Origin of the sequence: Staphylococcus sp. HMSC34G04, from assembly GCF_001838765.1 — a bacterium.
Taxonomy (GTDB): Bacteria; Bacillota; Bacilli; order Staphylococcales; family Staphylococcaceae; genus Staphylococcus; species Staphylococcus epidermidis.
This window is the reverse complement of sequence record NZ_KV838730.1, coordinates 116,257-129,582: the sequence shown is the minus strand read 5'-3', so window position 1 is coordinate 129,582 and position 13,326 is coordinate 116,257. Positions and strand designations below refer to the sequence as shown.

9 protein-coding genes, 1 riboswitch and 1 other annotated feature are annotated in these 13,326 nt (G+C 34.3%); of the genes, 2 read left to right on the top strand and 7 right to left on the bottom strand.

The window, feature by feature from the left end:
• Window positions 1-5: 5 nt before the first annotated feature.
• From HMPREF3241_RS06500 to HMPREF3241_RS06485, 4 genes are all read right to left on the bottom strand, one after another.
• On the bottom strand, window positions 6-932 hold the full coding sequence (locus tag HMPREF3241_RS06500) for a YybS family protein (RefSeq protein ID WP_002447634.1): 927 nt from the start codon (window positions 930-932) through the stop codon (window positions 6-8).
• A gap of 227 nt (window positions 933-1,159) precedes the next feature.
• A complete protein-coding gene (locus HMPREF3241_RS06495; RefSeq protein ID WP_002447635.1) occupies window positions 1,160-2,128 on the bottom strand; it encodes a homoserine O-acetyltransferase MetX in 969 nt (322 codons plus the stop codon).
• 64 nt (window positions 2,129-2,192) lie between these two features.
• A riboswitch (SAM riboswitch) is annotated at window positions 2,193-2,293 on the bottom strand.
• 124 nt (window positions 2,294-2,417) lie between these two features.
• On the bottom strand, window positions 2,418-2,747 hold the full coding sequence (locus tag HMPREF3241_RS06490) for an AzlD domain-containing protein (protein WP_002496903.1): 330 nt from the start codon (window positions 2,745-2,747) through the stop codon (window positions 2,418-2,420).
• Window positions 2,744-3,436, bottom strand: coding sequence for an AzlC family ABC transporter permease (locus HMPREF3241_RS06485; RefSeq protein ID WP_038812755.1), 693 nt, complete (start codon window positions 3,434-3,436; stop codon window positions 2,744-2,746). Before HMPREF3241_RS06485 ends, HMPREF3241_RS06490 begins: the two co-directional genes overlap by 4 nt.
• 385 nt (window positions 3,437-3,821) lie before the next feature.
• Between HMPREF3241_RS06485 and sph the strand changes: the two genes are divergently transcribed.
• A complete protein-coding gene (gene sph / locus HMPREF3241_RS06480; protein ID WP_173019989.1) occupies window positions 3,822-4,805 on the top strand; it encodes a sphingomyelin phosphodiesterase in 984 nt (327 codons plus the stop codon).
• 527 nt (window positions 4,806-5,332) lie between these two features.
• On the opposite strand, the gene serS is transcribed toward sph, so the two are convergent.
• A complete protein-coding gene (gene serS, locus HMPREF3241_RS06475; protein WP_002475481.1) occupies window positions 5,333-6,619 on the bottom strand; it encodes a serine--tRNA ligase in 1,287 nt (428 codons plus the stop codon).
• An 87-nt stretch (window positions 6,620-6,706) separates the two neighbouring features.
• Window positions 6,707-6,922: a binding site (T-box leader), on the bottom strand.
• Between the two features lie 541 nt (window positions 6,923-7,463).
• Between serS and HMPREF3241_RS06470 the strand changes: the two genes are divergently transcribed.
• On the top strand, window positions 7,464-8,279 hold the full coding sequence (locus HMPREF3241_RS06470; protein ID WP_001831762.1) for an NAD(P)H-hydrate dehydratase: 816 nt from the start codon (window positions 7,464-7,466) through the stop codon (window positions 8,277-8,279).
• 397 nt (window positions 8,280-8,676) lie between these two features.
• Here the strand turns inward: HMPREF3241_RS06470 and gyrA are convergent, their stop codons facing one another.
• Both gyrA and gyrB read right to left on the bottom strand, forming a co-directional pair.
• Window positions 8,677-11,358 (bottom strand): DNA gyrase subunit A, encoded by a 2,682-nt coding sequence (gyrA, locus tag HMPREF3241_RS06465; protein ID WP_002447641.1) that lies wholly within the window; start codon window positions 11,356-11,358, stop codon window positions 8,677-8,679.
• 36 nt (window positions 11,359-11,394) lie between these two features.
• On the bottom strand, window positions 11,395-13,326 hold the full coding sequence (gene gyrB, locus HMPREF3241_RS06460) for a DNA topoisomerase (ATP-hydrolyzing) subunit B (protein WP_002447642.1): 1,932 nt from the start codon (window positions 13,324-13,326) through the stop codon (window positions 11,395-11,397).

The window sequence follows — 13,326 nt, the reverse complement described above, 5'->3', positions numbered from 1 at the left end:
AATCATCATTTTTTTATTATTTTCTTTAAATTAATACATAAATCAATTACCCCAAGTAATCCAACAATATGCGTTGCCGGTGTAAGAAGTGTCCCTACTACCATAACAAGAATTGTTGCGAAGTTCGGCCATCTTTTAGCTTTACCAAAGAAGTGAATGACACTTAATCCTTGGATGTACATCACTAATGATAACACAACATCAAAGTTTAACACGATGCTTTGGAACGTACTTGGTTCACTTGCAACCATGACACAAATAAGTACTATAAGATAAAACCATAGTAAATTACGGCTCATTTGCCATGCAAATAAAGGTTTAAAAATAGGTGTTGCTACTTTAAATTTACGTAAAATTGGAAATGTAATAATCAGATTAATTAAGACAAAAATGAAAATAACTATAATTAGAAAACTAGGGAGTTGGACCGTCATTTGTCGGAAACTTTCCTCAAGAATCTGTCTATAGTTTGAATCGATTCCACTTGTTAAGAAAGCCTCATGCATTGCATTTTTAAAAGGCTTAATTAATACAGCTGCCGTCGGAATTTTATCGAATGTTTGTAATAACATCCATCCAATAAGTGTAACTAAACTTAATGAAGCTGTTGAAATATAAAGAATTCGCTCTTTAGATGTTCTTTCCTTAAGTAATTGTCCGATAATCGCACTTAATAATAAGATTAAGACCATCATACTTAAGACAAATGTATTACCTAATAATGTTGTAAGTACAACTGTTACTAATGCGCTAATTCCGAATGATTGTATGGAACGATTCCACAAAACAATACCGGGAATCGTTGCAAATAAACATAAAATCAAGCCGAGAACAGGTAATACATGTGTTACTAAAGCGACTACTAATAATGAAATAATTGCTAAAATAGTTGCTTTAGGTTGTATTTTTGAAAACACATACGCCACTCCCATACTTTTTGACTATAACTCCTATTTTAACCTCTTTGCTAAAATTTAACAATAAAGTAAAGTCATACTACTAGTGATAGGTTTATGCCTATGTACGACATATGAAATAGACTTTGCTTATATAATCCTCTGTATGACTATTTTTATGCCAAAGAAAAATTTACCTATTCTGCACTGTTTAGTATTTCTTATGTGTGCTCATGGAGATTGTGTTCTATTATAAAACTTTCCTATTTACGTCGGAATTGTTTCAAATTTAAGAAATGATATAAATTAGGCGCCCAATCATTAAAATTTAGAAGAAAACCATCATGTCCTACATTATCTGGTACGAAGAAATGACGATGATATTTAAAACGTTCTCCTAAGGCTCTCACTTGATCATCAGGATAAAGCAAATCGTCAATAAAACCCATTGTTAGTACTTTCGTTTCCAACGACTGAAAGACTTCATCAACATCATCTCTCCCTCTATCTAAATGGTGACTATCTAAGACGTCTAGCAGTGTTAAATAACAATTTAAATCGAAATATTCTTTGAACTTATCACCTTGATGTTGTTGATAGCTCACTACTTCATCTGGTGTAAAACGTTGATCATAACTTTTAGACGATCGATACGTGAGGAAGCCGAGTTGACGTGCGATACTTAAACCTTCTTTACCGCCTATATGTATAGCTTGTCTTGCAATCTCGTTAAAAGCACGACTATAAGAGGACGTTTTATCAGTAGCGGCTAATATGATTGCTTTTTCCACCTCGAATTGACGATTATAAAGCAATTCCATCGCTTGCATACCACCTAAACTGCCTCCAATGAGAATATTAATCTTTTTAAATTCTAATGCTTGTATACCTAACTCAATAGCTCTAACAATATCCCTTAATGTTAAATGTTCTGGGAAGTTGTCATCATTTAATTTAGAACTCGAACCAAATGGACTTCCAATGACATTAAATGTAAGAAATTGATAATCATGAACTGGAATGTAACCACCATCAATGATTTCTCGCCACCAGCCAGGTTGCGCATCCGTGCCGTATGTTAAATGATTGCCAGTAAGTGCATGGCAAACAACGACAAGGGGTTGACCAGGAAGTCCTACATGTTCATAACGTAGACGTAAATGATCAATCGTTTCACCAGATTCAGTTTTAAACTCACCTAGTTCTAATGTATTAACTGTGTAATTCGTCATAATAGTTCCATACCTCCTTCAACTAAAAAAGTGCCTTACTCAAATGATGTAAAGGCACTTATCGTACTTATCATTCGAGTTGCTCGTTGGTATTAGCACCGTGCTATTTAAAGTCGGTTGCTGAAGCTTCTATGGGCCAAATCCCTCAGCTTCTCAAAATAAGGTTAGGTAATTTAATTGTATTGTGATGTAGATATGCATTTCGTCTCGAATAGTCTAAATTTTCTAATTATTTTAATCTTAACTAACTTTTTCTGTAAGTTCAATGATTTGATATGATTTTCAAAGATTAAAAGATTAAACGTAAGCAAGCAATGACAAATATACCTCCGAGAATTGTCACTGTTAGGCTACGTGTGAAAATAGCGAGCATCACAGTTGGTACGATTGCAATAATATAAGGTAAATTAAGCATATAACCAAATGTATGATCATGTTGTTGAATTACACCATCTATAATAAGAGCTGTAAATAAAGTAATAGGAATAAAAGAAAGCCATTTAATTACAATTGCTGGTAAGTTGACACGCGATATCATAACAAATGGAATAACACGAACGAGTAATGTGACCACACCACATAAAACAATAAGTACTAATGTATGTAAATCTGTCGTCATTTTTCCATCACCACCCCTAACAATGCAGCAACTATTGCGGCTATCAATATTGCTACGTATGAAGGTAGAATTGAACTTAAAAGAAGCATCATCACAATCACACATACGATGAGTACAATATATATTCTCAATCGTGATTTCTTAATCCCTTCAAATTGAGATATACATAAAAAAATAAACATTGCGGTAATGGCAAAGTCTAGACCAAGTGCATCAGGATTTGAAATATACTCTCCAAAAATGGCGCCGAGCACACAGGAAACAGTCCAAAATAGGTAAGCAGTAATATTTAGTCCGTGTAGCCATCGATCGTTAATTTTTTCACCTTTAACATATGGTGTTATAGCAACTCCAAAAGTTTCATCTGTTAATAACGTTCCAAGCCCTACCCTATTCCAAAATCCATATTGCTTATAATTAGGTGCTAAAGTCATACTTAATAAGAACATTCGAGAGTTAACGATAAGTGTTGTAAGCACAATTGCAGAAATAGGAGTGCCTGCAATCACTAATGTACAAATAATAAATTGGGCTGCACCAGCATAAATAATCAGACACAATAATATAATTTCTAAAATACTGAAATTTTGGGAGGCTGCCACAATTCCAAATGATAGTCCTACACCTGCATATCCAAGTAACGTAGGAATACACTCTTTCACACCTTGCTTAAACGTAAGATGAGTCATATTATCAGCCCCAGTCTCTCCAATAAAATAATAAAATCAGTCTAATATACTTAATTACTTTATTCAATATATTTAAAGGCCGGTATGTGTGCCGTCATACATACCGTTGTCTAAAGAAATTAATATATAAGGGTTTTATTTTTCAGAATTTTCTTTCTTATTTTTTAGACTCTCTTTCCAACTGCTATCCTTTCAACTCAAAATATTTACAACATTACTTTTAAAGATTATCAAAAAATAATAGCGACTGAACTTTTGCAACTCTTTAAAACATCATTGATTTTTAATTTTTTATTAAAATTTTATTTAGAAATAGTAATTTTCAAAAGATACTTAATTTAGTTTGATATAATCACACCATCAAATGAAACGAGGTGTAACAATATTGAATTGGCAACGTAAATGTATACTAACTACTTTGTTGGTTTTAAGTAGTTTATTTTTAGTATTTTCGACCATCACATATGCGAGTGAACGTGATTATAAAGACAGTCTTAAAATCACTACACATAACGTGTATTTCTTACCTACTGCTATCTACCCTAATTGGGGACAATCTCAGCGCGCTGATTTAATTTCAAAAGCAGATTACATTCAAAATCAAGATCTCGTGATTCTAAATGAATTATTTGATAAAAAAGCATCAAAAAGATTGTTAGCACGTTTACATTCACAGTATCCTTATCAAACACCTATCGTTGGTAAAGGTACAGAAGGTTGGCAAAATACTTCTGGTACTTATAGAAAAATTAAAAAAGTGAGCGGTGGCGTTGGTATTGTGAGTAAATGGCCTATCGTACAACAAGAACAACATATTTATAAAAAAGGTTGTGGGGCTGATATGGCCGGTAATAAAGGCTTTGCCTACATTAAAATTAATAAGAATGGCAAATACCACCATATTATCGGAACACATCTACAAGCTGAAGATCCAACATGCTTTAAAGGAAAAGATAAAGACATTAGACAGAGTCAAATGAGTGAAATTAAACAATTTATCAAAGACAAGAATATCCCTAAAAATGAACCCGTCTATATCGGTGGTGACTTAAATGTCATTAAAGATTCAGATGAATATCAACAAATGGCAAATAACTTAAATGTTTCGTTACCTACTCAATTCGATGGTAATGCATATAGTTGGGATACTAGCAGTAATAGTATTGCGAAATATAATTATCCTAAATTAGAACCTCAACACTTAGATTATATTTTATTAGATCGTGACCATGCACAACCAAGCTCATGGCATAATGATACACATAGAGTGAAGTCACCAGAATGGTCCGTGAAATCTTGGGGAAAAACATACAAATACAATGACTACTCAGATCATTATCCACTTTCTGGCTACGCATCAAATGAATAGGACGATTGATACATTTAATTATTAAATATTAATATTTAGAATAGGAGCTATATGAAACATTGGAATTAAACTTCGAATTTCATATAGCTTCTTTATGATATTATTTTATGGTCATATAGAAATAAACATTGTTTGACAAACTAAGTTAAATATTTTGAATATGAATGACAACGTTTAAAAATCAATTTCCACTATTTTATATTTTTACAGGCGTTCTCTAAAAGATAAATTCTTGCTACTTCATGTATTATTTTCATGATTTTATAACTCAATCTATGACAATAAATATTTACTATTTTTAGACATACGTTTGTGTGACGTCAGACATCCATATCTATAAAAACTCTGTTGTATCAGCATTTTAAATCACCAAAATTATTTTAAGTTATTTTAGACATCCATCTCTAATTGAATATAAAAATAACAATTTTGTCTTTATACATAAAAAACTGCCGATAAGTTTATAGAACCTTATCGACAGTTAAATAACTTTATAATATTGTAATCATCTAGTTAAGTTTATATGATTATTTGATTGGTTTTTCAATCTTAGTTTTGCCACCCATAAATGGTACTAATGCTTCAGGAATTGTTAATGTACCATCTTCGTTTTGATAGTTTTCAACGATGGCTGCAAATGTACGACCTACAGCTAAACCACTACCATTTAATGTGTGGACTAATTCTGGTTTAGAAGCAGCATCACGTTTGAATCGGATATTTGCGCGACGTGCTTGGAAATCAGTACAGTTAGAGCAAGAACTGATTTCTTTATAATCATTGTAACTTGGTAACCAAACTTCTAAATCATATGTTTTACTAGCACTGAAACCAATATCGCCAGTACATAAGATAACACGACGGTATGGTAAACCTAATTCTTCAAGAATAGCTTCAGCATTTTGTGTCATTTCTTCTAAAGCATTCCAAGAATCTTCAGGTTGTACAATACGAACCATTTCAACTTTATCAAATTGATGTAAACGAATTAACCCTCTTGTATCTCTACCAGCTGATCCTGCTTCACTACGGAAACATGCAGTTTGAGCTGTAAATAATTCAGGTAGTACACCTGGTTGAATAATTTCATCTCTATAGAAGTTTGTTAAAGGTACTTCTGCAGTTGGAATCGTATATAAGCCTTCTTTTTCAACTTTAAATAAATCTTCTTCAAATTTAGGTAATTGACCTGTGCCAAACATCGTATCAGCATTCACTAATTGCGGTGTCATCATTTCAGTATAACCATGTTGCGTTGTATGTTTTGTCAACATGTAGTTCATTAAAGCACGTTCAAGTAATGCGCCATCTTTAGTTAAGTATACGAAACGAGCACCAGATACTTTAGCAGCACGTTCAAAGTCAGCCATTTTTAATTCTTCAACTAAATCCCAATGCGCTTTAGGTTCAAATTCAAAATCACGTGGCGTACCCCATTTTTTAACTTCAACGTTTTCTTCATCAGAAGCACCTTGAGGTACGTCTTCATTAATTAAGTTAGGAATACGAATTAAGATATCTCTAATTTTAGTATCTACTTCATTAAGTTGATTATCGATATCTTTAATTTCATCACCTAAATGACGCATCTCAGCAATGACGTCATCAGCGTCTTCTTTATTACGTTTCTTTTGAGCTATTTCTTCGCTCACTTTATTTCTTTTCGCCTTCATCTCTTCAGTTTTACTGATTAATTCACGGCGTTGTTCATCTAATTCTAAAACTTGGTCGACAACTTTAGGATCGTCGCCTCTTAATTCAATTTTGCTCTTCACTTTCTCAGGTTCATTTCTAAATAAACGAATGTCTAACATGTAACCTTCATCCTTTCCCAAATAAAATATATTCAATTTTATGGATGACTTCGTGTGATAAAACAATAAAAAAAGACCACATCCCAGACAAGGGACGTGGTCTACGCGTTGCCACCCTATTTAACAATTTCAAGTAAATTAAAACCATTTACCTCAAATTGCGCTTAACTAAAATAACGGTTATTACCGATTGTTCACATATAGTAGGTAGATTCACATGAATGTCGATTACTTGTTCTCACTTACCACAAGCTCTCTGAAATCGAACTATCTATGCTACTTGTCCTACGAACAATACTTTATTAACTTAATTTTAATATAGCAAAGTCATTATCATATTTCAAGTTATTTTAAATTTGCAACAATTACGTCATATTTAGATGTGCTTATATGCAACACTTTTTAAATCATTTGTGTCCCGCTTCTACAACTTGTTGAAACTGAATATCTTGTCCTGTGTAATAGTAGATACATTGTGACGATATACATACAATTTTTCTCGGATGAGCGGCGAGAGAATTTCAACATTATTATAATCAACTGCTTGTAATGTCACCTTACGTTCTATTTCCATTTAATATTTTTAATTAAATAAATAAAACTGCTACATTATACTATCGGTCTACTAAAATAATGAATGATACATGACGATGTAAAAAGAGTTTCATTTAACTATTGACGAATGTCAGATACAGGTATAGTATTCTTAATTGTATTTAGAAGAGATGATTTAAAATCACATGTAAACAATTGTTTGAAATAAATAAAAAGATTCGTGAAATAAAAGCAAACATAAGACTTGCAACATTTTAAGAAATAACATGTTATGGGAGGTTATGTCGTTATGAAAACGTTAGATTCTGTTAATATTCCTATAAGAAAAGACGAAACACATAAAGGTGACTATGGTAAAATTTTATTAATCGGTGGATCTGCTAATATGGGGGGCGCAATCATGCTTGCTGCACGCGCTTGCGTTTATAGTGGAAGTGGACTCATTACTGTAGCAACACATCCAAATAATCATGCTGCGCTACATTCTCGTTGTCCTGAGGCGATGGTTATAGATATTAATGATACTAAAATGCTTACAAAAATGATTGAAGCAACCGATAGTATCCTTATCGGTCCAGGTCTTGGAGTAGATTTCAAAGGTAACAATGCCATCACGTTTTTACTTCAAAATATACAACCTCATCAAAATTTAATTGTTGACGGAGATGCTATAACAATATTCAGTAAGTTGAAACCTCAAATTCCTACATGTCGTGTTATATTCACACCACATCAAAAGGAATGGGAGCGTTTGAGCGGTATACCTATTGAAGAACAAACATATGAACGCAACCTTGAAGCGGTAGAACGTATTGGCGCGACAGTAGTATTAAAACAACATGGTACGGAAATCTATTTCTGCAATGATGATGTCTATAAATTACCTATTGGCACACCTGCTATGGCTACAGGTGGTATGGGCGATACACTTGCGGGCATGATTACAAGTTTCGTAGGCCAATTTGATAACTTTAAAGAAGCTGTTACAAGTGCAACTTACATGCATAGTTTTATCGGTGAAAAATTATCTGACACAATGTATGTTGTTCCACCTTCACGTCTAATTAGTGAAATACCATATGTGATGAAACAACTTGAAGGTTAACAGATATAAGAATTAATTATTGTGCTTCTCAATACTAGTAAATTGAGAAGGTACATTGTTGAGAGGGACAATTACATTTTAGACACTCTCTATTGAAGGGGGTCTAAATGTATGAAAATGATTATTCTTTTATCCTCGATGCATGGTGCTACAGAAGTCATAAAGGACAAATCAATTTAATATAAACAAGAAATTAAAAAATGCATGAGGCATATTGCTATGTCTCATGCATTTTAGCATATTGGGCGTCGATGACTGAGTTAGAAAATAACCTCATTATAACTCTAGTCCGACTTCCCTATATATAAACTTTTATTCATTAAATCTACAGGTAGTTTAATTAAGGGGGGCCAGGCAGAACAACGAACTCTGTGTTTCTGTCTTACTCCCTTTTTAACTATTCATCACTATCTTCTTCATTATCTGAAGCACTCTCGATATCTTCATTCACTCTATCCATAAAATCTTGTCTAATATCAATACGATCATCATTTTCAGGAGACTCTACAGATTCCGTTTCTGCATCACCTTCTGTATGAATCGCATTGCCTGGTGTCTGATCATCCACTACCTCTTCTACATCTGCTTTTTCAGCACTAGTGGTTTGTTGCGCTTCATCTACATTTTCCTCATTATCGTCTTCTTCTTTTACTTTAGCAACAGTAGAAACAAATTGGCCATCTCCGAGTTTCATAAGACGTACACCTTGTGCTGCACGTCCATTTTGAGAAATATCATGAACGTCAAGACGGATAATAACACCAGCGTTAGTTACAACCATTAAATCCTCTTCACCGGTCACAGTTGTGATACAAACGATGTTACCATTACGCTCAGTAATTGTCGCAGTTTTGATTCCTTTACCACCACGATTTGATAAACGATATTCGCTAACAGGTGTACGTTTACCGTAACCATTTTCAGTAACTACTAATACTTCATCTTCACTTTCTGAATCTGCAACATCAAGACCTACGACAGTATCCCCTTCACGTAGAGAAATACCTTTCACACCTGCTGCTGTACGGCCTAATGGGCGTAATGTAGATTCAGAGAATCTAATTAATGATGCATGTGCAGTTCCAATAAGAATATCTTCATTACCTGTTGTTAGACGTACTGCAATTAATTCATCATCTTCTTTAAAGTTAATTGCAATTTTACCGTTTTTGTTAATACGGGAGAAGTTACTTAATGATGAACGTTTAACGATACCTTGTTTTGTCGCAAATACGAGATAATCTTCTTCACTTTCAAGGTCTTTAACTGCAATCATCGTACTTATTGTTTCGTCATTTTCAAGTTCAATCGCATTGATAATAGGTATACCTTTGGATTGACGTGACAACTCAGGAACTTCATAACCTTTGAGTTTATATACACGACCTTTATTTGTAAAGAACAGAACATGATCATGTGTACTCATTGTTACCAATTGACTAACGAAGTCCTCATCCAACGTGTTCATACCTTGTATGCCACGACCACCACGATTTTGAGAACGATATGTAGATACTGGTAAACGTTTAATATAGTTATTATGACTTAATGTAATAACGATTTGTTCTTCAGGGATTAAGTCTTCATCTTCAAGATCTTCTAGACCACCTAATTGAATTTCAGTGCGACGTTCATCACCGAAACGTTCTTTAATTTCAGTCAATTCATCACGAACTAATTGTAATAACACTTCTTCATCAGCTAAAATCTCTTCTAACTCTTTAATATATTCTAGAAGTTCATTATACTCAGATTCTATTTTATCTCTTTCTAATCCAGTTAAACGTCTTAAACGCATATCTAAAATTGCTTGAGCTTGACGTTCAGTAAGTTTAAAACGCTCTTGCAAACTTGCCATCGCAATTTTATCAGTGTCCGATTCACGAATTGTTGTGATAATTTCATCGATATGATCTAGTGCTATTCGTAAACCTTCTAGAATATGTGCACGGTCTCTTGCTTTTTTAAGATTATATTCAGTACGTCGTCTAACCACTGTTTTTTGGTGCTCTAAGTAATGAATAAGTGCTTCTTTTAAATTGATTAGTTTAGGTCTACCATTCACTAAAGCAATCATATTCACACCAAATGATGTTTGTAATGGCGTTTGTTTATATAAATTATTTAAAATAACACTCGCATTTGCATCTTTACGTACATCAATAACTACTCTTACACCTGTACGCAAACTTGTTTCATCACGTAAATCTGTAATACCGTCGATTTTCTTATCTCTAACTAACTCTGCGATTTTTTCAATCATACGTGCTTTATTGACTTGGAAAGGTATTTCCGTTACGACAATACGTTGACGGCCACCACCACGTTCTTCTATTTCAGCACGAGAACGCATTTGAATTGACCCGCGACCTGTTTCATAAGCTCGACGAATGCCACTTTTACCTAGTACTAAACCAGCTGTAGGAAAATCAGGACCTTGGATGTCTTCCATCAGCTCATTAATTGTGATGTCTGGATTCTTACTTAAACTGAGCACACCATCAATAACTTCAGTTAAATTGTGGGGAGGAATATTTGTAGCCATACCTACGGCAATTCCTGCCGCACCATTCACTAATAAGTTAGGGAAACGTGCAGGTAAGACTGACGGCTCTCTTTCATTACCATCATAGTTGTCAATAAAATCAATTGTGTCTTTGTTGATATCTCGTAAAAGTTCTAATGTTATTTTAGTCATACGTGCTTCGGTATAACGCATTGCGGCTGCACCGTCACCATCCATAGAGCCAAAGTTACCTTGACCATCTACAAGTGGATAACGATAACTAAAGTCTTGGGCCATTCTTACCATTGCTTCATAAATTGAAGAATCACCATGAGGGTGATATTTACCCATAACATCCCCGACTATACGTGCAGATTTCTTATACGGTTTATCGGGCGTCATACCTTGTTCATTTAAACCATAAAGAATACGACGATGTACTGGCTTTAATCCGTCTCTAACATCAGGTAATGCACGAGAAACGATAACACTCATAGCATAGTCTAAGAATGATTCCCGCATTTCACTGGTTATATTTCGTTCATTAATTCTTGATTGAGGTAATTCAGCCATCAAGAGATCCTCCTTCAAAAGTTCAGTTCATAGTGTCTAGAAATCTAGGTTGGCATAAACTGCATTGTCTTCGATAAATTGTCTGCGATTTTCTACTACATCGCCCATTAACATTTCAAATGTTTGGTCTGCATCAATTGCATCTTCAAGTCTCACTTGCAACATAGAGCGATGTTCAGGATTCATAGTCGTTTCCCATAATTGGTCTGCGTTCATTTCACCAAGACCTTTGTAACGTGCAATTGACCATTTTGGTGACGGGTTTAATTCTTGTTTCAACTTGTCTAGTTCTCTATCGTTAAATACATAATATTTTTGTTTTCCTTGCGTTAGTTTATATAAAGGCGGCTGAGCAATATAAACATAGCCCGCTTCAATTAAAGGTCTCATGAAACGATAGAAGAATGTAAGTAATAACGTACGTATATGTGCACCATCAACATCGGCATCAGTCATGATTACGATTTTATGATAACGTGCTTTTGATATATCGAATTCTCCACCAATACCCGTACCAAATGCAGTAATCATTTGACGAATTTCGTTATTGTTTAAGATACGATCTAAACGTGCTTTTTCCACATTCAAAATTTTACCTCTTAAAGGTAAAATGGCTTGTGTTCTTGAATCACGACCAGATTTAGTAGACCCCCCGGCAGAGTCACCTTCTACCAAGAAAATTTCACTTTCTTCAGGGTTCTTACTAGAACAATCTGCCAATTTACCTGGTAAGCTTGAAACGTCTAATGCTGATTTACGACGCGTAACTTCACGTGCTTTTTTGGCAGCTACACGTGCGCGTGAAGCCATGATACCCTTCTCAACAATAATACGTCCTACAGACGGATTCTCATATAAGAAACGTTCAAAGTGTTCAGAAAATAATCTATCAACAACTTGACGTACTTCAGAGTTTCCTAGTTTTGTTTTAGTTTGTCCTTCAAACTGAGGATCGCCGTGTTTAATTGATACGACCGCTGTTAAACCTTCCCGTGTATCTTCCCCTGAAAGTCTATCTTTATCCTCTTTAATAATCTTACTTTGTGTTCCATAGCTATTTAAAACGCGTGTTAAAGCACGTTTAAAGCCATCTTCATGCGTACCACCCTCGTATGTATGAATATTATTCGCATACGTTAATAGGTTGGTTGCATATCCACTGTTATATTGAAGTGCAATTTCTACTTCAATATCATCTTTAGACTGATGGATATATATAGGTTCATCGTGAAGAGGTTCTTTATTCTCATTCAATAAATCTACATAGGATTTAATCCCGCCTTCATAATGATATGAGTCTTCTCTAACTTCCTCTTCTCTTTCATCTTTTAAAGTAATTTGAATACCTTTATTTAAGAAAGCAAGCTCACGTATACGCTTTTGAAGTGTTTCATAGTTATAAACTGTTGTCTCTGTAAAGATTTCTTTATCGGCTTTGAATCGAATAGCTGTACCTGTTTTATCTGTATCGCCAATTTCTTTAAGATCAAATTGTGGCACACCTTGTTTATAGGCTTGATGATAAATCGTGCCATTACGATGTACATAAACTTCAAGATCTTGTGAGAGTGCATTAACAACTGAAGATCCAACACCGTGAAGACCGCCAGATACTTTGTATCCGCCACCTCCAAATTTACCTCCAGCGTGAAGTACAGTTAAGATAACTTCGACAGCAGGGCGTCCCATCTTTTCTTGAATATCAACAGGAATACCACGGCCATTGTCAGTAACTTTAATCCAATTGTCTTTCTCAATTATAACTTCAATATGACTAGCATAACCTGCTAATGCCTCGTCAATACTATTATCAACAATTTCCCATACTAAATGGTGCAACCCTCTTTCTGAAGTTGAACCAATATACATACCCGGTCTTTTACGAACCGCTTCGAGACCTTCTAAAACTTGTATCTGTCCAGCACCATAATTATCTGTGTTGTTTACATCTGACAATGTATTCACCAT